Raw genomic sequence first — 23737 nt, forward strand, 5'->3', positions numbered from 1 at the left:
AGAAATACGCAAGCCAAGAGCGAGGCGTCATAGTGTGGCGCTCGGCAGTAATGCCGCTCCCGCTCGACCGGATTAGGCGTAAGTCATGCTTAAGGACATGCCGAAAAAATCACTAGAGGCACAGACCCAGCCAGAAACCGGCTCCGGTGAGCGCGTCCTCGGTACGTGGCAAGCCGCCGGACTGAGCGTTGCGGTGATTGTGTCTGCGGCGCAGTACGGACTGGGCGCGCTGCTCGGTGCAGCGGTCATGGTCCCGGTCATCTACGCCTTGGCGCGACTGCGCCGCTATGCACCCCATGCGCGCAACACCGCCGAATTGGTTGGTGCCACACTGGGCCCGAAGGCGGGGACTGCAGCCGGCACCGTTCAACTGCTCGCCTATGTGGTGCTGACAGCGAAGTTCGCCACCGCCCTCGGATCGCTGCTGCTGCTGCAGTTTTCATCCGGTGAAGACCCTGCCGAGAACTTTTCGTGGTTACCGGTCGCCGCGGCGGGGACCGCGGTCGTCGTTGGCGCCATTGTCTGTTGGGCGTCGACTCGGGTCATCGCGTCGCTGGTGGCGCCGCTCGTGATCGCCGGGTTGCTCATCTCCGTCTACCTTGCGGTGGCAGTCACTGCGCGCGTCGCCGCAGGCAGTGACCCCGTTGTCATCGGGACGGCCGCTACCCAGGGCCGGCTGTCTGGTCAGTTAGTCGGCTTCGGACTGGGGATGGTGGGCGTTGAACTCATCACGGTCCGAAGCGCGCGCGTAGCCAGGCCGGGGCGATCCATGTCGCTGGCGGTCGCGGTAGTGGCCGCGGCGGCGCTGGTGTTGTGGGTGGGTGATCACCAGGGGGTGGTGGGGCCGTGGCGATGGAGTGCCAAACTCCTGGGCGAAGCTGTGCCGGAGTTCTATGCCGAAGCGGGTCGGACGTGGATGACTATCACCGGCGTCGCTGTCGGGGTGGCCGCTGCGTTGGCCTCGGGGTGGGCAGTGGTGCGCGTCGCCGCGGACCTGGCGGTAACGCGCCAGGCGCGGCCGAACACCATCGCGCGAGTGGTGCTGATGGCGCTTGTCGCGGTGACGGCTGCCGTCTTGTCGGCGCACGGTGCGCGCTGGATCGGGTTGGTCATTCTCGGCGCGGCGCCCCTGCTGCTGATGGCGCTGTATGTGTTTGTCACAGAAGCTAATTCGCGAGTCCCCGGCGACAGCGTGGTGGCCTGGTGGGTGCGGCTGGTGATGCCCGCGGTGGCCGCGGTGGCGGTGGTCAAACCGCTGGTGGACTCCGAGTTCGCCGCGGTCGAGGTGGCGACGGTGGCCGCCGCGGCGATCGGGGTGGGCGCGGCGGGCGCGGCGGCGGCGCTGCTGGCGCGGCCCCGCGACCGCACCGCGAAATCTGAGTAGTCTTACGGATCCCGCGAACGGTCCGCTGCCGCAGGCTTATTGGCATGACCGTTCCCAACAGCATGTCGAAAACCACCGCCGCCTTCTTCGTCCAGGCCGCCGTTGCATTCGCGATCAGCTTCGTGGCCGCGCTCGGCGGAATCTATTTCCTGCCGCTTGACCCCTGGCCGCGATTGTTCCTCGGGGTCACCTTCCTCTTTCTGGTGTCGAGCGCGTTCACCCTGGCCAAGGTGATCCGCGACCAGCAGGAGGCCGCAACCGTTCGGGTGCGGCTCGATGAGGCCCGCATCGAAAGGCTGCTGGCCGACTACGACCCGCTCAACGCCGCGGGCTGAGTAGAACTACTCAGCCTTGTCGCGTAGAAGTGCGCAGGCCCGCGCCCGCGCCACCGGCGATGCTTTCCTCATCGCACGATTCCTGCTCCACCACAACGCTCCGCAGTCACAGCACAGAAGGGCAATTCCGCTCCCATGACCACTCTTGTCCGGTTTCCAGACGTCGCCGAGGTGGCCGCGAGTACGCCGGCCGATCGCGACCGCGTCCTGGACGTCATCCGCATCACGTCGCTGGTCGGCGTGGTGCTCGGCCATACCGTGATGGCGGCCAGCATCATCCGCAATAACGTTTTGATCTGGGACAACCTGCTCACCACCTCGGCGCTGTTTCAGGCGATGACGTGGCTGTTGCAGATCATGCCGCTGTTCTTCTTCGCCGGCGCGGCGGCGTGCGTGTCCTCCTGGGCTCCGGGCACCAATTGGGGTGACTGGCTGATGAGGCGCTGCACCAGGCTGTTCCGGCCGGTGTTTTACTACCTGGCGTTCTGGGCCGTGGTGCTGACGGTGCTGTATCGGGCGCTGCCGCGGCACATCTACGATCCGATCGCCGGCGTCAGCACGCAGCTGCTGTGGTTCCTGGGGGCTTACGTCCTGGTGCTGGCCGCCATGCCGCTGCTGCACCGCGTCAGCACGGCCGGGCGGCTGGCCGCCGGGGTGGCGGCGGTCTACGGGGCGATCGCGATGATCGACGTGATCCGGCTGCACTGGCCGGCGATGATGCCGTTGGGTTACCTCAACCTGGCCGTCTGGCTCATTCCCGCGATGTTCGGCGTGGCTTACCGTCGCGGGCTGCTCGGCGGCCGCGCCGCGCTGGCCGTCGCCGCCGTCTTCTTCGCCGTCGACGTCGCGCTGGTGCGCTGGGGGCCGTATCAGATCAGCATGGTCGGCACCGGTGACCATCATCTGTCCAACACCAGCCCGCCGTCGCTGCTGCTGGCCGGGCACGCAATCATCCTGAGCGCGTTGGCGATCGCGGCCGCACCGGCGATCGCGCGCTGGGCGCAGCGGCCGCGGGTGTGGTGGTGGACCGCCATCGGCAACTCGGGCGCGATGACGCTGTATCTGTGGCACATGCCGGTGCTGTTGGGTGTGCATCTGGTCTTCGATTTCTTTGGCTGCCCGCGCTTTCCGGGTGCGCAGGATTTCCTCGCCATCAGCTTCGCGCAGGTGTTCATCGTGATGGTCGCGGTGGCGGTGCTGTTCGTGGCGCTGCGGCCGCTGGAGAACAACCCGCTGTCCGGCTGGGACGGTGCGCCCGCGGTGACGTCGCGGTGGCGCGGCGCGGCCATCGGCGCCCTGCTGTGCACGTCCGGCGTGGCGCTGCTCGCGGCGATCAGGTGGGGGCTCAAGGACGACGGCCTGGCGTGCATGGCCGTGGTGGTGAGCGCGCTGGTGAGTGCGCGAATCCTGGCCACACTCCCGGTGCGACACCGCCTCGCAACGCGGTAGCCCAAGATCGTTGGCCCGCGGGGTAAGTGTGGTTATCCGGCCGCCCCGCGGGTCACGGCTCTTCGTCCAGGCCGTGCTCGATGGCGTAGCGTGCCAGCTCCACCCGATTGGCGACCTGGAGCTTGCGGAAGGTCGCCTGCACATGGTTTTCCACCGTGCGGTGGCTCAACGACAGCTTCTGGGCGATCTGCTTGGCGGACAGCCCTTTTGCCACGTAGCGCAACACCTCTGTTTCGCGTTCGGTGAGGCTGGGGCGGGCGGGCCCGTCGTCCGTGCTGTCCTTGCTCTGTGCGATGCGCCGGTATTCGCCCAGCACCAGCCCGGCCAGGCTCGGGGTGAACACGGCCCGCCCGGCTGCGGTGGCGGTAACCGCCTGTGCCAGTTCGGCTTTCGAGGCGCTCTTGACCAGGTATCCCGTCGCGCCGGCTTTGACCGCCTCCAGGACGTCGTCGCGTTCGTCGGAGGCTGACAGCACCAGCACCCGCGACGAGGGGGAGACCGCGAGCACCGCGGCGGTCGCCTGGGCACCGTCGCCGTCGGTCAGCTGCATGTCCATCACCACCACGTCGGGCTTGACCACGGCGGCCCGCCGTCCCGCGGCGGCCACGCCGTCGGCGGTGGCGACCACGGTGAAGCCACCTTCGGCCAGGTCGCGCGCGACGGCGTCACGCCAGATCGGATGGTCGTCGACCACCATCACCGTGGTCGGCGTCTCGTCATCCGCCATGGCGTCCCTGTCCGCGTGGCACGCACAACTCCCACTCGGTGCCTTCCCCCGGCTCGCTGTGCAATTCGGCGCTGCCACCCAGCGCCGTGAGGCGCCCCACGATCGATTGGGCGATGCCAAGGCGCCCCTGACGCGTCGCTTCCTCGAGCCGGCCGGCGGCAATACCCACGCCGTCGTCGCGGACGCTGACCACGACGGAATCGCCGAGGTCCTCCACGAGCACGAAGGCGTGCGCATCCGGACCGGCATGGCCGACCACGTTGTCCAGCGCGTTGCCCACCGCGGCATCCAGTTCGGTTGCCGCCCAACGTCCCAACGGCACCGCAGTGCCCGGCAGGCTGAACGACACCCGATCGGACTCCCGGCACCGCAGCAGCGCGCGCAGGTCGATCGTCGCGCTGTCGGCGTCGGGATCGACGTCCGCGCACGCCAGCCAGCGCCGCAACGCGCGCTCCTGCTCGCTGGCCAGGTCGGCGAGTTCGGCTGTCGGGCCGCCGATCTCGTGCCCCTTCTTGGCGACCAGCGCCAGCACCTGGATGGCGCCGTCGTGGACCTGGCGGGATAACCGGTCGCGTTCTTGCACCGCGGCCGTCAACTGCGCCGCGCGTTGCAGCTCGTCGTGCGCGCGGCGCGCGGTCTGCGCGGCCATCCCGATGGCCATGCCGATCGCCAGTTCGATGATGACGGTGGCGTTGTGCCCGAGGTTGAGCGCGAGGTAGTTCTTGACGGCGAAATTGGTGGCCATCACCGCCAGGCCCGTCAGCATGCCGCCCGCGGGGCCGAACTGTATGGCGGCCGAAATCGTGGGATTGCTGGCCCACAACGTCGTCGGCCAGGTCTGGTTGTCGGCCGCCCAGTGCGGGCTCGCGACGAGGTTGTTCGACCACATCAGCAAGACGACGACCGCCAGCTCGGCGAGCACCCACGCCGGTTTGCGGCCGAAGCCCCGCAGATAGGCGATCGCGCAGGCCGCGCTCCAGCCGATCAGCGCGGCGAACAGCACCCAACCCAGCACGGGCCGAACCAGATCCGGGTTGATCGCGATTTGAAAGCCGGTGGCGTAGATGCAGCTCAGCAGGCGGAACACTTGCGCCGCGCGCCACAGCGGCGTGGTGGGATCGGGGCCGTGATTCGCCATCGTGGTCAGCATAAAGGCGCTGGGTCCCGCGGCGGACCGGGCAAACATCAGTCGATTGTTGCGTCGGTGGCGGTCGATGCGAAGCTCTTGGTGGTGACGGTGCCGTCGCTGTGGTTGCTGGTAACGGTGCAGCGGGTGCTGGTCGCGTCGACTGCGCAGGTGCCGGACCAGACGCTGCTGGTGTAGGTCAGGCTGCTGCCTGCGGGCAGCGGGATGAATCCGGCGGCACCGGTGGGTTCGCGGGTGACGCCGTCGGGTCCTACGCGCTGGGTGCTGAGGAACTCTTCGCGCGTGGTCTTCGAAAAGCCACTTGGGGCCGTGGTCGTGATCCGCACGAGGTTGTTGCCTTCGGCGGAGCCGTGTAGCTCGCCTAGGCATTCGATGTAGGCGAACATGCCGCGGGAGATGACCACGATTCGGCACAGTTGGCCGCTGGGCGAGGTGAACTGTGCGCCGCCGCCGCCGTAGGTGTTGAAGGTCTGGAAGGGTTTCGGGTCGACGGGGTGGTAGCCGGTGTAGTTGGATGGATCTGCGGCAGCGGGAGGGGCTGTTAGGCCGGTAAGCGCAGTGGCCACGCCGGCGCAGAGTATGGCGCCCCGCAAGCCGATCAGGTTGCTGTTGTTGTTGCGCGGTTCGCGCTCGGTGATCTGTTTAGCCACAACATCATCCAATCAGTAGGTCTGGCTGACTTGGGGCAGGATCCGGAAGCCATGTGTGCCGTCGTGATAGAGGTTCTGGATTTCACAGGTGATCGAGTCGTCAGTGACGACGGCGCATATTGATGTGTTGAGGTCGTCGTCGCCGCGGTGTCCTCCGGGGACGACAATCTTCTGCCCAGGATTGAGTAGGTGGTAGCTGGCGGGGTCGACGGTTCTTTTCTCGGTCGGGCCGGCGTGGTAGGTCTCTTGCTCGTTGAGGTCGGTGTGGCTGAGCAAGGAGAAGACTTCGGTGTGCCCTGGGGGCGCGGGTCCCCGCGTGATCGGCGTCAAGGTGTCTTTGTCGTAGGGCCACTCGGATACCTTTGCGTAGTTCACCCCAGATGCCACGCCAGGGAGCGGCCCCCAGCAGTCGATTGCGGCGGCGTACTGGAACGAGTGTGGGCCGTCATAGATTCGGCAGCGGATTCCGGCGCGGGTGGCGAACTGAATTCCGTTCCAGCCGTAGGTCGAATAGGTGCGGTAGTCGTCGGTGTTGACGGACCGGTAGTCGTCGAAGTTGACCGGAGGGGGTAGCGGCGGGGCGGCGCAACATGCCGGCTTTTGGTGGCATGCCACGCTCGCGGCGCCGATGAGTATTGCTGAGACGGGGACGGCAAGCGCGCGCACTGCCGGCACCTCCTTCTTCTGTGTCATGTGCCCATCAAGTCGACGATGGACTGGCGAGCTCGCTGGGTCAGGCCTGGGAGATGGCGCCGGTGGTCTTGGCGACGATGTCGCTGGCTTGGCTGGTGGTGTCGAAGCCGCACCACAGGGTGTCGATGATGACGTTGTTGGCCAGCCCCAGGGCGCGTTGGCAGGTGAAACCTTCACCGCTGGCTTGGGTTTGGGTGCTGGTCAAGGTGGTGTCGGTGGCACGCAGCTCGCCGAAGTTCCATGTCACCGGGGCGTGGCTGTGCAGGACGACGGTGAGCGAGTGGTTTGCGCAGCCCGACCAGCGTGTTTTGGCTTGGCTGAAGAATTGTTGGGCTGAGTCGGCGTCGCGGAAGCTGATGAGGGCCTGGACCAGTGCGTGGCGGGCGCTCCCCGGTGTGGTTGCGTCGTCGAGGATTTGGCCTTGCATGGCGGTCCAGTTGGTGCCTTGGTAGGCGTTGGCTTCGGCTGGGAAGTAGGTGTCGAGGCAAGCCGGGGTGGAGATGGTGTCCTCGTCGTGCCACATGTGCGTGATCGGTGTGCGCACGGCCATGCCTGTGGTGTGCGCAGCGGTGTTGATGTCGTTTTCGCTGAGCAACAGGTCTGGCAGGTGTTGGGGCAGGATCGCCGGCGGTTGCCAGCGGCCGAGGTCTGCGGCGGCTGCGGGGTGGCCGGTGGTGGTGGCGGTGCAGCCGGTGAGCAGCAGGCATAGGGCGGTGGCGGCGAGGATTGCCCAGCGGCCGGTGGCGGTCAGCCGCGATGTACGGGTGCTGTGTTTTGGTGCGCTGTTTTCTGTGGTCTTCGCGGGTGGTCTTGAGGCGCTCATTCGGGCGGTTCTCCTTGCTGGGCCTGGTGGATACGGATGCAGACGCTACCAACAAAACCACAGTGGTGCAATGTTATGAACCATTGCGCTATGTTTTTTGCTGTGGTCTAATCCAAAGCATGCATGACAGCGCGGCAGCGTCCGAGGGCTTCACCCCTCGCCTTGGACAAACCCCGGCCGCCATACAGCGACCCACTGCGCACCCCGCAACCTCGCCTATCCCCGAAGGACAGCAGATGCCCCACCACGCGAACCCGCCGCTCAGCACCGCCCAGACCGCCCCGCCATCGGGCAATGCCGCGATGCGCAACGGCTACCAGCCTGCTGCGATGCCGCCCATGGGCCCCGGGCCCGGCGAGGAAGCCACCGTGGTGCTGCCGCGGCGGCCACTCGGATTCGCAGGCGGCCCTCCCCCGGTCCGGCCCCTGCCGCCGGCGCCGTCCTGGGGCGCCGGCCCGGGCTACCCTGCTGCGATCGCGGCGCCGCGCCACCAGCGGTTCCCCCTGTGGGCCCGGATCGGCGCCGCCGCCGCGGTCATAGTCGCCATAGTGGCCGCCGGAATCGTGATCAACGTCGCCAGCAGCCCCGATGACATGGGCAGCGTGGCAGTGACTCGCTCCCCCCGCCCGTCCTCGACGCAGGCCAGCCCGAGCCCAACGCGGCAAGCGGCGGCAACGGTGCCGTTGTCGGCGCTGCCCGGGCTGCTGCTGGATGTGGCGACCATCAGCAGCATCGAGGGCGCGACGAACATCGCGCCAACACCGGACGCCGGTAGCGACGACGTGGCCTACAGCGGCGTGAATACCGACCGGCCCGAATGCGGCGAGATCCAAATCCCCGCGCTCGAGTCCGAACTTGAGGGCACCGGTTGGGTAGGGATACGCACCCAGTCCCTGCAGGACCCGAAAGTCGTTGAGCACCTGGACAACAGCGCCGCGATCTACTTCACGACCGCCACGGCGGCCAGCGACTTCGTGGCCAAGCAGGCTGCGGCCTGGCCGAAATGCAACGGCGCCACCTTGCGCCTGCTCGAGCGGGGTCAACCAGACAGCATCTGGATGGCCAGCACGGTCGCCAACCGTGACGGCATGCTCAGCATCATCAACACCCAGGAAGGTGCGGGGGGCTGGCAGTGCCAACGGGCCATGACCGCCCGCAACAACATCGTCATCGATGTGCGCAGCTGCGGTAATAACCGCACCGATCAGGGCCTCAAGATCGCGACCCGGATGGCCGATCGTGTCAACCCCCGCTGACCAGACCCACCGTTGCTACTCGCGCGAGAAGAGAGGAGCGGCCATGGCTTGGATGCGCTTGGCGCCCAATGTCGTTCGGCTGATCCTGGTGCTGGTGTCCTCGGCGTTGATCACGCTGGTGGCCGGTTGCGCTGATGTCGTCAGCGGCACTGTGCGCGCGGCGCCGGACCTCAAACCGCGCCCGCTGGTCGGCGAAGTCATCAAGCAGGCGATGCTGACCGATGCTGAGTTGTCCCACGTGTTCGGTCAATCGTTCAAACTCGATGACAGTATGCCGCCGAAGTTCGGCGGCCCGGCGGAGATGTACTGGGACTGGCCGGACGCTTCACGCAGCGATTGCGCCTCGCTGGCGCACATCCTGATGGGCGAGGCCTACCGTAATGCGCAGGTGGTCAACGTTGCTCACGAACAGTGGTGGGCCGCCGATGTCGGCGAATTTCCCACGGTGATCGATCTCGTCGAGGGTGTGGTCGCGTTACCGAACACGGCGGCGGCCAATGCGTTGTTTGAGAAATTCGGTTCGCAGTGGTCGCGGTGCGCCGGTCAGCGCCTCGACAGCGGCCTGGGATTTCAGAATGAGATCACCGAGGTGCACGCCGGTGCTTCAGTCGTGGAAGCCACCGTGGAAGAGGTAGACCTGCACACGAAACTGCGGCGGGTGCGCGCGCTCGGTGTGCGGGGCAATTGCCTGGTGGAGGTCGAGGCGGTCTATTTCCGCGACGTGGCGCCCGCGCCAGGCAAGGACGCCAGCGATGTGGCCAGGGCGATGATGGGCAAAATCAGCGATCGAAGCTGACGCCCTGGTAGTAGCGACTACCATTCTCCCCATCGTTGCCGGCGCACACAGGCCGGCCGCGGGACCTGAGAAAAGGAGGGATCGGACGTGCGCGACGAATCGGCGGCTGAGCCGATGGCGACGCTGCTCAACAGCGCGCGCGCCCGCCAGCTGGATGCTGCGGCGCGGAACCGCCTGCACCGCGCCGCGCGCGAGGCCGCACTGCTGTATCCGGACAATCCCGACTTACAGCAGTGCGCGGTCGACGCGGCGATCGACTATCTCAACGACAATGCTGACCTGGACGCTGACGGTGCCGAATGGCATCGCATTCGCGACCAGGAGAAGCGACTCGGTGCCCGAGTCCGCCAACTCGCGGTGATGGCGGTGGCCGACAAGGCTGTCTCGGAACGGCGGGCGGCCAGCGCCATCTTCATCGACCGCATGGCGTTGCGGCGCTGGTCGGGCAAACGGCCCAACAGGCGCCGGAGCGGATCAGCGAAAGCCGCCCGGTGAAGATCCGACACACAAGCATCGCCGCCGCGCGCCGGGGCTTATCGCCGCTGCTGCTCAGCCTCGCCGTAGTGGTCGTCGTGGGCAGCGGCTGCTCGAACCAGGTGACGGGGGTAGCCGTCAAATCCGGCGGCCCGGCGCCCGCGGCGGCCAACGCGGCCCTGCTCGACCCCGGTAACTATCCGCGCCGGCCCCGGCCCCCCCTTGGGCAACGTCGCCGATGACGCCGCCGGGCGCCGCGTCGAGGCCCAGCGGATGGCCGACATGGTGGCCGGACCGTGGCAGATCGACGCCACGTTGATCAGCCCGACGAACGCCGAAATCGCGCCCACGACAGCGTTTCCCGAGCCCACACGGCTATCGGCGCTGGTGCGTGGGGATTCGATCGCCGCGATCGCCGCCGCGCATCATTTCGTGGCCGGTTTCGTCAGTGGGCGCGCCACCCCGCCACCTCCACAGGGACAGGCCGGCGCTGACAAGCCCAAGATCCTGGACAACGGGGTGTTTCGGTTCCCCAGCCCCCAAGACGCGACGGATGCGGCTGCGGCGATGGCCGCCGCTGATGTGGGCACCATCCGCCCGGGCAACATCCCAGCGACCCGGCTGGCGATCCCCAACTATCCCAACACGCGGGCCTACGTGGCCCCGCTGTCAGGAGGTTTTGAAGCCTCAGCGTTCAGCGCGCACGGCCTGTACGTGTTTTTCCAGTTCGCCGGATCCAAGGAAAGCTCCGCGGCGGTCGCCGACATGATCGCCAAAACCCTGGATTTGCAAGGCCCGGCCGCTGACCACTTTCAAGCCACCCCAGTCGATCGGCTGGCCAGCTTGCCGGCCGACCCGACCGGTCTGCTGGCCCGCACCGTGCCGGCCACCGACCCCAACGTCAACCAGGGTGGGGTCTACTCCGCGCACGGCTCACTACATTTCCGATCCGACCCGGTTGCCACCCAGGCGATGTACAACGACGCCGGCATTACCCACGTCGCCGTCGACCGCACCACCATCTACGAGGCCGTCGATACCACCGGCGCCCAGCGCGCCGCTGATGGGCTTGCCCGCATCGACGTGCCGTTCCTGGGCTATCACTCCGCCCCCGGCATCAACGGTCTACCCTCAGCGCGCTGCTTTGACCGCGGGCCCGACATCACCGACCTGGGGGCGGTGCGGTTTGTGTGCATCGCCACCGCAGCGCGCTACGCGTTCAAAGCCACTGCGGCCCAAGAGGTTGAGGCCCATCAGATCATGGCTGCCCAATACCTGATGCTGACCGCGCCATGACCGGGCGCATCCGTTCATGGTTGCGCGCCGCGGCCGTCGGAGTCGCGGCGCTGACGGTGGCCTGCAGTACCACGATCGCCGGCAGCGCGGTCAAAGCCCCCGGGGAGGCCAGCCCCGACGGTGTGAATCTGGCGTTGCTCGATGCTGGGAACTTCCCCACCACCCCCCGCGCCCCATTGGGGTTGGCCGGCGACGCGCTGCGCGGCGGCTGGGCCGAAGGGCGCCGCCTGGCCAGCGTGGTGGTGGGCCCGTGGGAGGTCGACGCCGACCTGATCGACTATGCGCAAATCGAATCCGGCGTGGTCAAAGACGTCGATGCGGTCAACGCGCTGCTCGGGGCCCCCCTGGGGGAGGCGCTTAACGGCCACAACTTGCTGGCCGGGTTTTCCAGCGCCCGTCACACCGACAAGGGCCCCTATAAGGACCTGCTGACCACGGTGTTGGAACTGGCCAGCCCGGCTGATGCGAGCGCCGCGATCACCGCGATGGCAGCCAAAGGCGCTGCCCTGACGATGCCCTTTGACACCAAACCCATCCCGACGCAACTGTTTTCGATTCCCCGATACCCAGCTACGACGGCACTGACCTACCAATGGACAGCGCAATACCCCGACCCCGGCCCGCGGTTCTCGGTGACCGCCTTGACCGCACACGGACAATACGTGCTGGCACAAACAGCGACGTCGGCTGACAAACCCGATACGGCTGCCGGGTTGATCGCCACCACACTGGATTTGCAGCAGCTCCTGGTCGACAAATTCAAGCCGACCCCGCCGGATCAGATGGCTCAACTGCCGCTGGACCCCGATGGGTTGATGGCCCACACGGTGGCCCCCCGCCAAGAAAACGAATCGATCAGCGACGGGATCTATGACGCCCATGGGGCGCTGCACCTGGCCACCGGCGACCCCGTCCACTTGGCGGCGATGTTCAAATCCGCTGGCGTGCAACAGGTCTCCTACGTCCTCGAAACCCGCGTCTACCAAACCCCCGACACGGCCTCCGCGGCGCGCCTCGTCGCCGATGAGACCGGGCCCAACCAGGTCGGCGGGATCAGCGGCATGCCCAAGGCGAAATGCTTCAACGAAACCCTGGGCTACTGGTGCGTGGCCCGCGCCGACCGCTACGCATTCGAGATGCAAAACGAACAAGAACACGCTGTGCACCAGATGATGGCCGCCCAATACCGCATGCTGACAGGGAAATGAGCCGCTGAATGCCCCTTGATGTAGGAACTATCATCGCCGGCTACCGCATCGAAGGCGTGCTGGGCCAGGGCGGGATGGGCACAGTGTATCTGGCCCGCCACCCGACGCTGCCCCGCAGCGAGGCGCTGAAAATCCTGTCCGGCGAACTGTGCGGAGACCGCCAATTCAGGGAGCGCTTCATCCGCGAAGCCAACCTGGCCGCGAGCCTGGACCACCCGAACATCGTGCGGGTCTACAACCGAGGCGAAACCGACGGGCACCTGTGGATCGCCATGGAATACGTCAAAGGAACCGCCGCCAACGATTTGGACCGCGCCAACCTCACCCCGGCCCGTATCGTGCGCATCATCACCGACGTCGCCGCCGCACTCGACTACGCCCACTCGCAGCACGTCTTACACCGCGATATCAAACCCGGCAACTTCCTCGTCGCAGCGCCCGGCAGTGAGCGTGAACGAGTGTTATTGGCGGACTTCGGCATTGCACGCGCTCTCGACGATGCCACCGCCCTGACCGCGACGGGCTCGATGGTCGGCACCGCGGCCTACGCCGCGCCGGAGACCATCGAAGGCCGACCCGCCGATCACCGCACCGACATCTACTCGCTGGGGTGTGCCCTGTTTCGGCTGCTTACCAGCCGCACCCCGTATGAGGACCCCTCCAACAAGTCCCTTGAGGCCATATTGGTCGGACACCTGATGCGGCCTGTCCCGCACCCCAGCGACATCAACCCCACCCTGCCACCGCAGATCGACGAGGTGATGGCTCGCGCGCTGGCCAAAAATCCAGCTGATCGTTTCCAGACCGCTGGCGAACTGGCTGCGGCGACTACTGCGGCGCTGACTAACAATCCGGCACCGCCAACCATCACCGGACCTCGTCCATCCCAGCCGACCAATCCCACCCTGACCTACCCACCCACCGGACCTTCCCTACCGGCGGGCTCCGCACCGGTGTGGCCGGCCTATGATCCCCGCGCAGCATCCGCGAATGGAGCGGCGCCGCAGCCGTTCACGGGCGCACCGCCCCCCTCAACCCCGACCGGTCGCCCAACCGAGTCCGGTCCTAAACCCAAGCGCCGCAACCGCACCCGGCTGATCGTGGGAGCAACCATCGTGGTTGCCGCGTTGGTCGCAGCGACAGTGGTGGGCATTCACCTGTTCGGCACCACCAGGACCGGATTGGGCCCATACCAACCGCAGACCCTGAACACCAAATTCGGCACCCTCAAACTCGAGCACCGCCCGATGGCCATCGCCGCGCTCGGAGCTGGCGACCCCGATGCCGTGCTCTCACTCGGCGCCCCTGTAGTGGTGATGAACGCGCCCGGCGCGACCACACCGAGCTGGCTGCAGCCGCTCATCCATTCCACCCCACCGGTCTTCGCCGCCGCCGACACCGCCGCCATCACCGCTGCCAAACCCGACCTCATCATCGACACCGACAACATCGACCAGACCACCTACAACTCGCTGGCCGCGATCGCCCCCACGCTGACCCAACCCGCCGACAACACCCAAGACTGGAACTGGCAGGCCCAACTGAACTGGATCGCCACCGCGCTGGGCCGCACCGACACCGCCAAAACCTTGGTCGACAAGGCGCAGTCCGAGCAGAACCAGATCCGCTCCGAGCATCGAAGTTTCGGCGGCAAATCCATCGTCGCGGTCAACTACACCGGGACCAACACCACCGCGGCGGCGGTCCCATCACCGCCGAGCAGCTACCTGGAAAGCATCGGCTTCCCCTACAACACCCACTACAAACGCGCCCCCGGCGGCCCACCAACCGTCCCGTTCAACATCGACGACGTCGACTACATCGCTCAACGCAGCGACGTCATGCTGCTGCTGCGCACCGACCCGGGCGCCGGCGGCGGCGGATACGGCGGCCTGCCCGCCAAATACAGCAGTTTCGGCGGCACGCTCGTCATCGTCGATGACCCCGCCACCATCGCCGCCCTCAACGCCGGCGGCCCAGCAGCCACCACCTACCTCAACACCGCGCTGGTCACCAAACTTGGCAACCAAATCCACTAAACCGCCAACGAGACACCGCGCGCCGCGTTCAGGCTGCAGCGCACGACGCGTTAAGAACCAGGCCATCGTTGAATCACGCTATCTGTGCAGTCAGGGGAATCCGTATGGCAATGCCAACCGAGGACAACGGAAACCGCGCCACCCTGGTCGACAATGTGGCGCTGCGACAAGCCGTCGCCGCCTTCGCCGCACAACCCAACCAGCGCGGGGCGCTCGAGGTACTCCGTTTGTGCATGGTCGGTGAGGTGCTTTTCGACATCACCGGATCCGATGCATTTACCGGCCAAACACCGTTCGCGGCCGGGTCTCGCCTCCAAATCCGCGGCGGCACAGGCCCCCACGGCAAAGGGTCGGCGCTGTTCGCTTATACCCGTCATGAGGAGATCGCCCGCCTGCACCCGCCGGGTACGCGCACGCAGTCATTGGTGCAGTCGGCTACCGGGGCCCTGGAGCTGGCCCAAAGCCAAGGCAACGACTGGCTCTATATCGACCCCGCCGGCCCCACCTGTGCATTGTCGGCCGCCGAAATCGATTTCGCCTTGCGCAATCCGAATAACGAGCCGCTCAAACGGGCGCTGGCCGATCACGCTGCCGGCAAGATCGACAGGCACACCGTCGTCGACGTGGTGCGCCAGAACGGACCGTTGGCAATCGCCGCCGACGATTCCCAAGGCAACGGGCACATCGCCGTTCGCAACACCACACATCCCGACGGCAGCTCCAGCATCTTCGGCTTCACCAGCGGCCCAGAAGTTCTAGCTTGGAGCCCCGCTGATGCGGCCGGGCCCCTCACGGTCGAACAAGTGGTGAACATGGCTCGCGCGCAAGGCCACAGCGGGATCGTCATCAACCCGGCAGGCCCATACCTGTGGGTCTCGCTGGCCGAAATCACCCAATAAAAAATGAAGAACGCCAACATCTTTCACGCGCCGAGAACCCGGCTCAAGGATGTTGCTGCGAAACGATCGCTCATATTGATCGCGCTGGCGCTTGCCTGGCCGGCGTTGGTCGGTCTGCCCCTGCATGCGACCGCAGCGCCCGATGACATTGATGCACTGATCGACGACAGCGGGCCACTGCCCAAACAGACCCGCGACCTCACGGCACTACCTGATCTGCTGTTCACCACCCCTAGTGGCCTGCTGTGCAAAAAGACCGTGGTCAAGGTGATGCATGACGTGACGTGCGCGGGTGATCTGCCCGGGGCGCCGGCGGGGACCCGGGTGGTGACACTGCCCACGGTCTACGCCCAGGCCAACGGGCCGGCGCGGTTTCTGCCCACCCCGCCCGAACGATTCTTCGGCGACACCACGGGCCAGGCGCCGGTCCTGCTGCCAGCGGGGCACAAAATCGTGTTCTGGGCGTTCTCGAACACCCAATCGCTGGTCTGCGGGGTGCCGCGATCGGCGGATCTGGTGTGCAGGCTCAACGCGCCGAAGGCCATCGGTGCCGACAACAGCGGTCCACAAACCCATGGCTTCGTGATCGCGGCTCCCCACAGTCACGTCTTCTGACGACAGCCAAGACGCGCGCGGCGCCCCGACAGCATCGTTCGCTCACATCGTGATCGGTTATTTGTCTAACAGGTCGGCGATCAGGAGCTCGATTGCGTCGGCGACATCGGGCGTTACGGGACGTTCGGCTTCGGCGTCTTCAAGGGCTGAGGCGGGCAGCCCGGAGCCTATGGCCGCCTCTTCCAGGCTCAGCTCCGCCCGGTGGCGGGCCCCGTAAAGCCGCTGCCCCAACGTCGCCGACGGCGAGGCGGCGGCGCGCATCATCACATCGTTGTAGGTGCGCCGCACACGGCTCAACGCCTTCATGGCCGCAGCGCCCCCAGTGGGCTGGCGCGCAGCAGTCAACGCCAGGCCCTCGAGCCTGCGCAGATCAGCCAGGATCGCAGTGGCTTTGGCGGTGAAGTCCGGGGCGTTCGGTTCAGGCAAGTCCGCGATGGTCACGCTGACGGCTTGCAGAGCGAGCTCGACCGTGCGCGAAATAGTCGGCGCGTGAATGGAGTCGGTCAACACCTCGGTCGCCTCGTCGCTACCAGCCTCAGGGACGGCCGCTGCTGCTAGCTCGCCCTCGCGTCGCTGCGCCTCGATGTACCCGGCGGGCAAGTCCAATTTCTTTTCCAGTTTTGCCAGCGTGCTGGGATGCGGCCAGCTGCGACCCAGCTCGAAATTGATGAGAGCGGACTGGTTATAGATCCCGTCGTTGTCCAGGCCCCGCTGGGAGATCCCCAACTGCTCACGACGCGCACGGACCGCTTGGCCAGCCCGCAGACGCCCCGCCGCGGCGATTTTCTCGGCTCGCGACGGATGCTCGGTCTGAGCTGACCCCAGTGCCTGGGTCGACTCATCCTGAGTCACGTCGGTGGTAAGGGTCACGGCCACCCCATCTGGGGTCCCGAGGTGCAGGGTCGTGGTAGCGGTAATGGGTACCGGGGTGCGGCGTTCTCCGTCGACGAACATTCCGTTGGTGCTGACATCGACGGCGTACCAACCATCGGGGTGGGGTTCGAGGACAACATGGCGCCGTGAAACCCGCTCATCATCGATGTCGACCGCCGCCTCAGGATCTCTGCCGATGAATACCGCGCCCGCGGCGGCGTGAAGAGTGTGCGTCGCGCGACCGACCCGCACAATTAGCGCGGGCGTCGTCACTGGGCTGGCAATCAATCGTCGCTCCCTTTCCCGGTTGAGGCACTGATGCTCTGCTGTTAAACAAAGCGCTCGGCTAAATGCTACCTCATCCGAACCGTAAAGGTGGGCTAGAAAGCACAGCGCCGCTGTCGAGGGCCTGCGGCGTTCTGCGATTCTCGCGTCGTGCGTACCGATGGGCGACTCACCACATTAATCCAGGTAGACACCCTAGAGTGAGCTGCTGACGCGGTTGCTTCACCGGGCCCATGACTCGCAAGCGGGACGGCCCCACAAGCGTGCTGTGGTTTCTAAACCATTGCGCTATGGGGACTGCTTGGGTTACTGTTCGGGCACGATGCCATTGCGGCCCTCGGCCACGCACAGAGAAAGGTCGCCGATGCAACACCCACAGCAGCCGCCCCTGGCGCCACCGCGCCACCCGTACGCGCCGGGGATGCCGCCGGTCGCTCCCCAGGGCTTCTACGAACCGCCTATCCAGCCACTGCCCCGCCCACAAGCCTTCCCGATGACGCCCCAGGCCGGCCCCTTCCCCTACCCGCATCCTCACCTACCACCAGGCGCGAACCCCTGGGCACCAACCGCCTTCACGGCCCGTAGTCCCCGAGTTGGCCTGCGCGGCAAACACCTTCCGCTCTACCTGGGCGGCGCGCTCACCGCGATCACCGCGGCGGTGCTCTTCGCGGGATTCGTAGCACCCGGTTTTCTCGTCACCAAACAACTCGACGTCCGCGCTGTCGCAGCCGGCGTCACGCACGTCTTGTCCGATCCGAACGGTTACGCCGCCAAGAACGTCAGCGACGTCACCTGCAACGACGGCCACAACCCCACCATTCTCAAGGGAGCCACCTTCACCTGCCAGGCCACCATTGACCACATCAAACACCAGTTCACGGTCACCTTCACCGACGACGCGGGTGGCTACGAGGTCAGCGCCCCGAAGGGAACAAAAATCTGACCATGCGCTTGGACGACATGGGCCAGCCGGCACGAATCCACTGCGGCCAGGCGCCAAAGCCGCCTAACCGCAACCTGTTAGGGGCGTGCCTAGCGCTGCTGGCGATGGTGGTGCTGGCGCTGGTGATCCTGCTGTTGTTCAACGAGTTGAGCAGCCCGGTGTTCGGGGTCAAACTCGAAGAGGGCTATTTCCCCGACAATTCCGCGACGATCGTGCATTCCGCACGAATCGGGGTCCTCACTTCGACCGGGTTGATCGTCGTCGCGACTGGCCTGGCCGCGAGCGCCGTGGCCGTACGCCCGCACCCATTTCTCCAGGTGGTCGCCGTGCTGACCCTGGTGTCCCTGATCCCGCTGCTACTGCTGCTCTTGTTCTGCTACGCCCTTGCCTTCTAAACCTCCTCGGGAGGACAGGAATTCTCCGTCCCGAAGCGCCGCGAGTTTCGTGCGATTGCAGATGGGATCAGATCGTCCCACCGGGATCCATTGCCCATCCTGGCGGGCTGCCATCCGCGCGGTGTCAGCGGGAGAGCTCGACGAGTTCTCCGCTGATTTCCCACCGCGAGCCGATGGGTTCAACGGCCAGCAGCTCACCGGCCACACACCAATCGTCTCCAGGGCTCCACTGGACACCCCCGGCACCGAAAGGCTTGACAAGCCGCGGCACAGCGCCGAGCACGCCGCGTCGTTGATCAAGCAGGTGCGCCTCGATTTCGGCGGCATCGGCCGCCAGCATTGTCGCAAGCCGCGCCACAACTTCAGCAAGCACGGTCGCGTCTGCATGGGTGGCGAACACCGAGATGACGCCATCGAAAATGCCTTTTACCAAACCAGCACCCCACACCGGTGGTCGACCCCCGCGCGGCGGCCGGACCCGGACTCTGACACCAAAAGGTGTATGGGGCGTGCATTCTGGCTCGAATACCTTCACCGGCCCGCGCGCGAGCGCTAGCCACACTTGTTCCAGCTTCTTCTCGCCAGAGAACGCGCCCAGGTCCGTCCAGTCGAACGACGCCAGCAGTCGGCCCTGCCGCCAGTCGGTGAAGGAGGCCGACCGCGGTGCCAGCGCATAGCGGTAGCAGAACGGATACTCGCCACCATCCGGAGGGGCTGGCACGACAGCACCGTGCTCGAAGCGAATCCCGTTACACCCAGCGATCGCAAACGAGCCAATGTTGTAGAGCAACAGGTTTTCCACGTCAGCACCGTCGGGCTTTGCTCCGAAAAACGTGGCGTGCAGCACCTGGCCATCCGAGGGTTTGAGCTGCCTGCAGCGAGCCTGAATCTCGCTGCTTAGGTTCTTCTGGCGGACACGCCGGTCCCCAGACTGGATGTAGGCATCTGCCCAGGCCTCGACGACCGCACGCCCCGGCAATGGCCCGTGGACCACGCTGCGACCCTCATACTCACGGCGTGGGCCTGTTCGCCGGCTCCGCCCTGTCGTGGTGGATTCCAGGTTTCGCGGGCCCGAGTGGCAGATCGCGCACACCGCAAGCGGCTCCCCCAGCTCTTTGATCGCCCACCGCTCGAGTTCGGCCGAATGCTGCGCACAGACCTTCACGTACGGTCCGGTCCAGCTGCCGGCGCGTGGGTTCGTCCCGTTGATCGTTCGGCACCTGGCACGGTGCACACGGGCGCCGGTGGCAGTGTGGCTGCGCGCAATGTTGATCACGAAGCCATCCGGGTGGTCAGTCAGCCAGGCTTGATAGCCCGCATCATCGTCGCGAAACTCCCGTGCACTCATCCCCAGACCTTCATCGTGCCCTGCGGGTCTGCACCCCGAGCCATCACCCGTGTCATCATTCCCACTGCCGCTGTGCTGCAGAGGGTTTCGTAGCATGCGCTGACTTCCCCGTGAAACTCCCGCCGCCGCAGGGGCGCAGTTCTGGCCGGTTATGAGTGGCGGGTGATGTTGTCATTGATCACGCGAGCAAGTGATGCGCCCGTGGTGATGGTGTTTTGCCCGCACGCGCGCACATCCACCACGACGTTGCGCCGCACACCCATCGCGCGCTCGCACTCACTGCCTTGGTGTTCGCTCGCCCCGGCGGGCAGCAACACCGTGCTGGCGATGCCGTCGGTCTCGCTGATGATCGTGATCGTGGCGTGGTCATCGGGTTGGCCGTTGGTGAAGGAAACGGTGACGCCGGTCAGTCGGCACCCTCGCCACGCCGAGAGCTGTTGGGTGTAAAACTGTTGCGCGGCAGCCTCATCGGAGAACGCCGCCACCGCCTGAATCACCTTGTGGCGTCCCGGACTGGCCTCCATCAGTCCTTGGACCGCGACGCCGGTATACCCCGACCCGGTGTAGGTGCTTGCCAACGCCGGGGCCACGGCGCTGGCGCACTTGGCCGGGTCTATCGACACGTCTGAGGCAAGCGACGTCGCCACCTCACGCGGTCGCATCTGCACGTCGTGGAGTACATTGCCGACCTGGTCGGCAGATGCCAGCAGGCTCGGCAGCGCTGCGATGTCTAGCGCCGGCGCCGCCGGCGAAGCGCTCGGTGACGGTGTCGGCGGCGCCGGCCTACTCGAGCTCGAGGCAGGTGCCCGCGTCGATGACGGCGCCGCCGAGTTCGACGTCGTCGTCGAATCGTTGCCGCCCACCACCACCAGCGTGATCACCACTACCGTGATCACGGCGGTGATCGCACCGGCAACCCACCAGGGCCAACGCCGGCGCCGCCGCGGCGGCGGGTATCCGATGGGCGGCATGCCCGGACCGCCCACTGGGTAGGGATACGGCGGCCCACTCGGTGGCCCCTGCCAGTGTGGTGGGGCTTGAGGCGGCTGCCAGGCCGGGCCGGGTTGCGGGAAGGATCCTCCCCCCGGCGTCGGTGGCGGCGCTGGTGGGCGCTGCGGGAGGTTCATCGTCGGCTCATCGCCCTGCCCGGGCCCCCAATCGGTGCTCATTGCTCTAACCCTGCCTCAATACGGTGAAATCCTCAGTGGGATTGCGGATCCAATGCCTCGTCGGCGAGCGGCTGTCGTCGCACCGTGTCGCTGCTCGCTCACCGGGCCCGCATTGATCCAGCACCTGCGTGCGGCTCTGTTCAGGCGTCGGTGAAACGTTGGTAGCACAGGTCGTCGTTGCTGTTGACGACCCCGGAGCGAAATGCGGTGATCCGGGTAAACCCCGCCGGCACGGTCTGCCCGTTGACGTCGCTGGCCACCAGGTGGTTGGTCAACAGCCCGGCAACAGCTTTGTCGAGGTCCCCGGCAGTCAGGGTCAGCGCATTGCCCGACGGCACCGACACCGTGCCAGCCATTTTGCGGTGCGCCAGGCCGGTAAGGCAGGCGGTCCGCAATGCGCTCACCGGTGAATCGAGCTTGAGGCCGCGTTCGTGTTGCACCGCAAGGACATACCGCGACATCACCACCGACATCGCGGTGTCATCACCCTGGATCAGCACATGACCGGACTGCTCATTACCGGGCGCACCCATCTTTTGGAGCTGGGCGAGATCGACAGCGATGGTGTTGGTGGCCGGGCAGTATGAGGCGGGCGGGCTGGCTTGGGCGTCAGCGCAGCCGGCGGCGGTATAGGACAGCTGCGGGGGGCTTTTCAGGGCGAAGATCGCCCCAAGGGTGTCCATCAGCGACGACAGGGTTTGCTCGGTGATCGGCACTTCCCCGGTCTCTAAGCGACCGGATTGGTCGTAGGTCAACGCGATCGGCAAATCCCCGCGACGCTGCTTGACCTCGTTGTCGTCGATCGCGGCACACGCCGAGGCGCCTGAGACAAAACCCATCTGGAAAGCACTGACACGGTCGAGCGCGGTGCCGTGGCCTTCTTCGATCAGCTCCCGATCGTCGGGGGTAAGGATCGGGTCACGCAGGGTGATCAGGCCGGCCAGTACATGGTCGAGCCCGTCACCGGTACTGAGGGTGAAGCGCGTCGACTTGCCTTCGGCAACCCAGCGCATGTAGACACCGCCAAAGCAGTCCGCCTGCTGTTCTAGCACGATCGTCGAGGTGCCGCGGGGGGCGATGTTGGCCATGTCCTGAATGGCGTGACCATACTCGTGAGCGAAGATGCCTGTGACCGGCATCGATCCGAAATATGTTTTGCCGGTGGGGATAAGCACCCCGCGGTCCCAGGCGATCAGGTTGCAGCGCGGCGAGAACAACGCGTTGATCAGTTTGTAGGTTCGGTGATGGCATACGGCAGGGCTGGCCGGATCCTCGGAGTCGTAGGAGACGAGTTCGTCGACGGGCTTGAATTCGCCTTTGAAAAATTTGCTGTAGTTGGAGCGCCAGAAACTTTGAATGTCGTTGACCGACAACAGCACCAAAGTGTCGTCCTCACCATGGTCGGTGTTTTCCACTGTGCCGGTGGGTTGGGGTGCGTCGCTGCGAGGTCCGCTTGGGCCGTCGACCGCCAGCAGGCCCCCGACGTGGAAAGGGTCGTAGAGCATCGAGGCACCGTGTCCTTTGATGATGGTGGTGCACCCCGCGGCGGCGACGGCGATCATCGCGACGACGCTGACCGCCGTCGCCGCAGCGACCGCACCGCGCAGTCGGCTAGTCACGAGGCAACCTTATCGTCGCAAGATCCGCGCGCGCCCCGTTCTGTGTGGCCCATGCGCGGGCCGCACAGAACAGCACATGCGTGCTAGTATGTGCGTATGAACGGTTCGGCGGCGCCCGCGTTGGGTGCCCTATTGGCCAAGCACCGGATTGACCTCTCGGTGGAGGAGGTTCTCAACGAGCTAGATTCCGCGTTTGCGGCGATCCCGGGAGCAACCACGCTGTCGAAGACGGAGGTGGACTTTCTTCGCACCCACGCCGAACCCAGCGCCGAGGCAGTCATCGAGACATGGTCGGCCGACGATGAGCGCCAGGCCCGCGCCCGTGTTGCGTTGCGGCAACTCACCGGCGCGCTTTCTGGATCGGTCAGCATCAAAGAAGCCGCCGCGATCTTGGGTGTCGATCGGTCGCGCGTGTCACGGCGGATCACCGGAAAAGCGCTATGGGCCTTCGATCTTCAGGGAAGCCGACGCATCCCCCGCTGGCAGTTCCTCGGGAAGGAGCTGCTTCCGGGCTTGGACGTAATCGTGCCTGCGATACCACGCGACGCTACCCCCGCGGTCCTGGATGCGTTCATGCACACCGCGCAGCCCGACTTTGACAACCGCACGCCGATCGAGCATCTGGCCGCCGGCGGTGACGCCGAGTTGGTCGCCGGCTTCCTCGAGGATCTCGGACGCTGGTGAGCCCCCAGCCCAAACCGAAAGCGCCTCGAACACCTCCCGCGCAGCTCGTCCAAGAACCGCAAGACAGCATCGACTACACCGGCACGCTATGGCGGGTCCACCGCACCGCCGGCGAGCACGTGCTGCCTTGGAACCAACTGCGCACCTACGGGCCGCTGCCATCGATGCGGTGGGACCCCCACCCGGGCCCTTCACCTGGCGCACGCAGCGAAGGTGTGCTGTATGCCGCAGCCGATCTCGCAACCAGCCTGGCCGAGGTCTACCAAACAACGCGCGTGATCGACACCCGCGCAGGCACTCCGACCCTGACCGCCTGGCACCCCCAGCGGCCACTGCACCTGCTCGACTTGTCCACAACTTGGCTGCTGCGCAACAGCGCCTCGACCGCACTACTGGCCGCGCCACGCTCGGTATGCCGGCGCTGGGCCCGTGCTATCTACACGACTTGGCCTGACCTGGACGGGCTCTACGTCCCGTCGACGATGACCGGGCGGCCCAACATTGTGCTGTGGACCGCGGCCGCCGACTCTATCCCGATGATGCCGGCGTTCTCACGCCCGCTCGCGCACCCGCTCGTCTGGTCGATCACGCAAGCAGCAGCTGGCGAGATTGGCTACACGATCTTATGAC

Annotated in this window: 26 protein-coding genes; 17 read left to right on the forward strand and 9 right to left on the reverse strand. The window is 66.2% G+C overall.

What is annotated here, in order from left to right:
* Nucleotides 1-97 precede the first annotated feature (97 nt).
* From AC5Y4F_RS25470 to AC5Y4F_RS25480, 3 genes are all read left to right on the forward strand, one after another.
* Nucleotides 98-1384, forward strand: coding sequence for a hypothetical protein (locus AC5Y4F_RS25470; RefSeq protein WP_036473576.1), 1287 nt, complete (start codon nt 98-100; stop codon nt 1382-1384).
* A gap of 44 nt (nt 1385-1428) precedes the next feature.
* Nucleotides 1429-1719, forward strand: coding sequence for a YiaA/YiaB family inner membrane protein (locus AC5Y4F_RS25475; protein WP_036473574.1), 291 nt, complete (start codon nt 1429-1431; stop codon nt 1717-1719).
* A gap of 135 nt (nt 1720-1854) precedes the next feature.
* Entirely contained in the window at nt 1855-3168 is a 1314-nt protein-coding gene (locus AC5Y4F_RS25480; RefSeq protein ID WP_051641691.1) for an acyltransferase family protein, read from the forward strand.
* 52 nt (nt 3169-3220) lie between these two features.
* On the opposite strand, the gene AC5Y4F_RS25485 is transcribed toward AC5Y4F_RS25480, so the two are convergent.
* The 5 genes from AC5Y4F_RS25485 to AC5Y4F_RS25505 are packed head-to-tail and all read right to left on the reverse strand — an operon-like array spanning nt 3221 to nt 7208.
* Nucleotides 3221-3895 carry a response regulator gene (locus AC5Y4F_RS25485; protein ID WP_036473572.1) on the reverse strand — a complete coding sequence of 225 codons (675 nt, stop codon included), beginning with the start codon at nt 3893-3895 and terminating at the stop codon, nt 3221-3223.
* Nucleotides 3885-5045 (reverse strand): MacS family sensor histidine kinase, encoded by a 1161-nt coding sequence (gene macS, locus AC5Y4F_RS25490; RefSeq protein ID WP_036474078.1) that lies wholly within the window; start codon nt 5043-5045, stop codon nt 3885-3887. Before macS ends, AC5Y4F_RS25485 begins: the two co-directional genes overlap by 11 nt.
* A gap of 35 nt (nt 5046-5080) precedes the next feature.
* The gene (locus AC5Y4F_RS25495; protein WP_036473570.1) at nt 5081-5692 is read right to left on the reverse strand and encodes a hypothetical protein; all 612 of its coding nucleotides are present in this window, start codon (nt 5690-5692) and stop codon (nt 5081-5083) included.
* A 12-nt stretch (nt 5693-5704) separates the two neighbouring features.
* Complete coding sequence (locus AC5Y4F_RS25500; RefSeq protein ID WP_036473568.1) at nt 5705-6385, reverse strand: hypothetical protein; 681 nt, start codon at nt 6383-6385, stop codon at nt 5705-5707.
* 40 nt (nt 6386-6425) lie between these two features.
* The gene (locus AC5Y4F_RS25505) at nt 6426-7208 is read right to left on the reverse strand and encodes a sensor domain-containing protein (protein ID WP_036473566.1); all 783 of its coding nucleotides are present in this window, start codon (nt 7206-7208) and stop codon (nt 6426-6428) included.
* Nucleotides 7209-7444: 236 nt separating this feature from the next.
* Between AC5Y4F_RS25505 and AC5Y4F_RS25510 the strand changes: the two genes are divergently transcribed.
* The 9 genes from AC5Y4F_RS25510 to AC5Y4F_RS25550 all read left to right on the forward strand — a co-directional run bounded on the left by AC5Y4F_RS25510 (nt 7445) and on the right by AC5Y4F_RS25550 (nt 15791).
* The gene (locus tag AC5Y4F_RS25510; protein WP_051641690.1) at nt 7445-8464 is read left to right on the forward strand and encodes a sensor domain-containing protein; all 1020 of its coding nucleotides are present in this window, start codon (nt 7445-7447) and stop codon (nt 8462-8464) included.
* Nucleotides 8465-8507: 43 nt separating this feature from the next.
* Nucleotides 8508-9260, forward strand: coding sequence for a sensor domain-containing protein (locus tag AC5Y4F_RS25515; protein ID WP_051641689.1), 753 nt, complete (start codon nt 8508-8510; stop codon nt 9258-9260).
* 87 nt (nt 9261-9347) lie between these two features.
* Nucleotides 9348-9755: a hypothetical protein gene (locus AC5Y4F_RS25520; RefSeq protein WP_036473556.1), complete on the forward strand. Its 408-nt coding sequence runs from the start codon at nt 9348-9350 to the stop codon at nt 9753-9755.
* Nucleotides 9752-9976, forward strand: coding sequence for a hypothetical protein (locus AC5Y4F_RS25525; RefSeq protein WP_142279298.1), 225 nt, complete (start codon nt 9752-9754; stop codon nt 9974-9976). Before AC5Y4F_RS25520 ends, AC5Y4F_RS25525 begins: the two co-directional genes overlap by 4 nt.
* Entirely contained in the window at nt 9957-11030 is a 1074-nt protein-coding gene (locus tag AC5Y4F_RS25530) for a DUF7373 family lipoprotein (RefSeq protein WP_083063901.1), read from the forward strand. The genes AC5Y4F_RS25525 and AC5Y4F_RS25530 overlap by 20 nt, the downstream gene beginning before the upstream one ends.
* Nucleotides 11027-12238, forward strand: coding sequence for a DUF7373 family lipoprotein (locus AC5Y4F_RS25535; RefSeq protein ID WP_036473554.1), 1212 nt, complete (start codon nt 11027-11029; stop codon nt 12236-12238). Before AC5Y4F_RS25530 ends, AC5Y4F_RS25535 begins: the two co-directional genes overlap by 4 nt.
* Before the next feature lie 8 nt (nt 12239-12246).
* Entirely contained in the window at nt 12247-14277 is a 2031-nt protein-coding gene (locus AC5Y4F_RS25540; protein ID WP_036473551.1) for a serine/threonine-protein kinase, read from the forward strand.
* A 104-nt stretch (nt 14278-14381) separates the two neighbouring features.
* Nucleotides 14382-15176: an SseB family protein gene (locus AC5Y4F_RS25545; RefSeq protein ID WP_232232243.1), complete on the forward strand. Its 795-nt coding sequence runs from the start codon at nt 14382-14384 to the stop codon at nt 15174-15176.
* Nucleotides 15177-15179: 3 nt separating this feature from the next.
* A complete protein-coding gene (locus AC5Y4F_RS25550; RefSeq protein ID WP_231122301.1) occupies nt 15180-15791 on the forward strand; it encodes a hypothetical protein in 612 nt (203 codons plus the stop codon).
* Between the two features lie 57 nt (nt 15792-15848).
* Here the strand turns inward: AC5Y4F_RS25550 and AC5Y4F_RS25555 are convergent, their stop codons facing one another.
* The gene (locus AC5Y4F_RS25555) at nt 15849-16952 is read right to left on the reverse strand and encodes an FHA domain-containing protein (protein ID WP_036473549.1); all 1104 of its coding nucleotides are present in this window, start codon (nt 16950-16952) and stop codon (nt 15849-15851) included.
* A 361-nt stretch (nt 16953-17313) separates the two neighbouring features.
* On the opposite strand from AC5Y4F_RS25555, the gene AC5Y4F_RS25560 reads away from it, so the two are divergent.
* Entirely contained in the window at nt 17314-17892 is a 579-nt protein-coding gene (locus AC5Y4F_RS25560; RefSeq protein WP_231122300.1) for a DUF4333 domain-containing protein, read from the forward strand.
* 2 nt (nt 17893-17894) lie between these two features.
* On the forward strand, nt 17895-18287 hold the full coding sequence (locus AC5Y4F_RS25565; RefSeq protein ID WP_036473545.1) for a hypothetical protein: 393 nt from the start codon (nt 17895-17897) through the stop codon (nt 18285-18287).
* Between the two features lie 124 nt (nt 18288-18411).
* On the opposite strand, the gene AC5Y4F_RS25570 is transcribed toward AC5Y4F_RS25565, so the two are convergent.
* Nucleotides 18412-19266: a hypothetical protein gene (locus AC5Y4F_RS25570; protein WP_499999365.1), complete on the reverse strand. Its 855-nt coding sequence runs from the start codon at nt 19264-19266 to the stop codon at nt 18412-18414.
* Between the two features lie 518 nt (nt 19267-19784).
* A complete protein-coding gene (locus tag AC5Y4F_RS25575; RefSeq protein ID WP_255359027.1) occupies nt 19785-20363 on the reverse strand; it encodes a sensor domain-containing protein in 579 nt (192 codons plus the stop codon).
* Here AC5Y4F_RS25575 and AC5Y4F_RS25580 point away from each other — a divergent pair.
* Nucleotides 20362-20628 (forward strand): hypothetical protein, encoded by a 267-nt coding sequence (locus AC5Y4F_RS25580; RefSeq protein ID WP_036473540.1) that lies wholly within the window; start codon nt 20362-20364, stop codon nt 20626-20628. The two genes, AC5Y4F_RS25575 and AC5Y4F_RS25580, sit on opposite strands and share 2 nt — an antisense overlap.
* Before the next feature lie 316 nt (nt 20629-20944).
* Here the strand turns inward: AC5Y4F_RS25580 and AC5Y4F_RS25585 are convergent, their stop codons facing one another.
* Entirely contained in the window at nt 20945-22366 is a 1422-nt protein-coding gene (locus AC5Y4F_RS25585) for a neutral zinc metallopeptidase (protein WP_051641723.1), read from the reverse strand.
* A 153-nt stretch (nt 22367-22519) separates the two neighbouring features.
* Here AC5Y4F_RS25585 and AC5Y4F_RS25590 point away from each other — a divergent pair, with 153 nt between their 5' ends.
* Together AC5Y4F_RS25590 and AC5Y4F_RS25595 are read left to right on the forward strand one after the other, a co-directional pair.
* Nucleotides 22520-23107: a helix-turn-helix domain-containing protein gene (locus AC5Y4F_RS25590; RefSeq protein WP_036473535.1), complete on the forward strand. Its 588-nt coding sequence runs from the start codon at nt 22520-22522 to the stop codon at nt 23105-23107.
* Nucleotides 23104-23736, forward strand: a complete 633-nt coding sequence (locus tag AC5Y4F_RS25595) for an RES family NAD+ phosphorylase (protein ID WP_036473533.1) — start codon at nt 23104-23106, stop codon at nt 23734-23736. Before AC5Y4F_RS25590 ends, AC5Y4F_RS25595 begins: the two co-directional genes overlap by 4 nt.
* The last annotated feature ends 1 nt before the right edge of the window (nt 23737 follow it).

Source organism: Mycobacterium sp. NGS56, assembly GCF_059812425.1.

Excerpts from the sequence above, each read along its gene's own strand:
- AC5Y4F_RS25565 (WP_036473545.1), top strand. The coding sequence starts at position 17,895 with ATGCGCTTGGACGACATGGGCCAGCCGGCACGAATCCACTGCGGCCAG.
- AC5Y4F_RS25500 (WP_036473568.1), bottom strand. The coding sequence starts at position 6,385 with ATGACACAGAAGAAGGAGGTGCCGGCAGTGCGCGCGCTTGCCGTCCCC.
- AC5Y4F_RS25475 (WP_036473574.1), top strand. The coding sequence starts at position 1,429 with ATGACCGTTCCCAACAGCATGTCGAAAACCACCGCCGCCTTCTTCGTC.
- AC5Y4F_RS25510 (WP_051641690.1), top strand. The coding sequence starts at position 7,445 with ATGCCCCACCACGCGAACCCGCCGCTCAGCACCGCCCAGACCGCCCCG.
- AC5Y4F_RS25480 (WP_051641691.1), top strand. The coding sequence starts at position 1,855 with ATGACCACTCTTGTCCGGTTTCCAGACGTCGCCGAGGTGGCCGCGAGT.
- AC5Y4F_RS25515 (WP_051641689.1), top strand. The coding sequence starts at position 8,508 with ATGGCTTGGATGCGCTTGGCGCCCAATGTCGTTCGGCTGATCCTGGTG.
- AC5Y4F_RS25505 (WP_036473566.1), bottom strand. The coding sequence starts at position 7,208 with ATGAGCGCCTCAAGACCACCCGCGAAGACCACAGAAAACAGCGCACCA.
- AC5Y4F_RS25535 (WP_036473554.1), top strand. The coding sequence starts at position 11,027 with ATGACCGGGCGCATCCGTTCATGGTTGCGCGCCGCGGCCGTCGGAGTC.
- AC5Y4F_RS25540 (WP_036473551.1), top strand. The coding sequence starts at position 12,247 with ATGCCCCTTGATGTAGGAACTATCATCGCCGGCTACCGCATCGAAGGC.
- AC5Y4F_RS25580 (WP_036473540.1), top strand. The coding sequence starts at position 20,362 with ATGTCTAGCGCCGGCGCCGCCGGCGAAGCGCTCGGTGACGGTGTCGGC.
- AC5Y4F_RS25470 (WP_036473576.1), top strand. The coding sequence starts at position 98 with ATGCCGAAAAAATCACTAGAGGCACAGACCCAGCCAGAAACCGGCTCC.
- AC5Y4F_RS25550 (WP_231122301.1), top strand. The coding sequence starts at position 15,180 with ATGAAGAACGCCAACATCTTTCACGCGCCGAGAACCCGGCTCAAGGAT.
- AC5Y4F_RS25585 (WP_051641723.1), bottom strand. The coding sequence starts at position 22,366 with ATGATCGCCGTCGCCGCCGCGGGGTGCACCACCATCATCAAAGGACAC.
- AC5Y4F_RS25560 (WP_231122300.1), top strand. The coding sequence starts at position 17,314 with ATGCAACACCCACAGCAGCCGCCCCTGGCGCCACCGCGCCACCCGTAC.
- AC5Y4F_RS25590 (WP_036473535.1), top strand. The coding sequence starts at position 22,520 with ATGAACGGTTCGGCGGCGCCCGCGTTGGGTGCCCTATTGGCCAAGCAC.
- AC5Y4F_RS25545 (WP_232232243.1), top strand. The coding sequence starts at position 14,382 with ATGGCAATGCCAACCGAGGACAACGGAAACCGCGCCACCCTGGTCGAC.
- macS (WP_036474078.1), bottom strand. The coding sequence starts at position 5,045 with ATGCTGACCACGATGGCGAATCACGGCCCCGATCCCACCACGCCGCTG.
- AC5Y4F_RS25485 (WP_036473572.1), bottom strand. The coding sequence starts at position 3,895 with ATGGCGGATGACGAGACGCCGACCACGGTGATGGTGGTCGACGACCAT.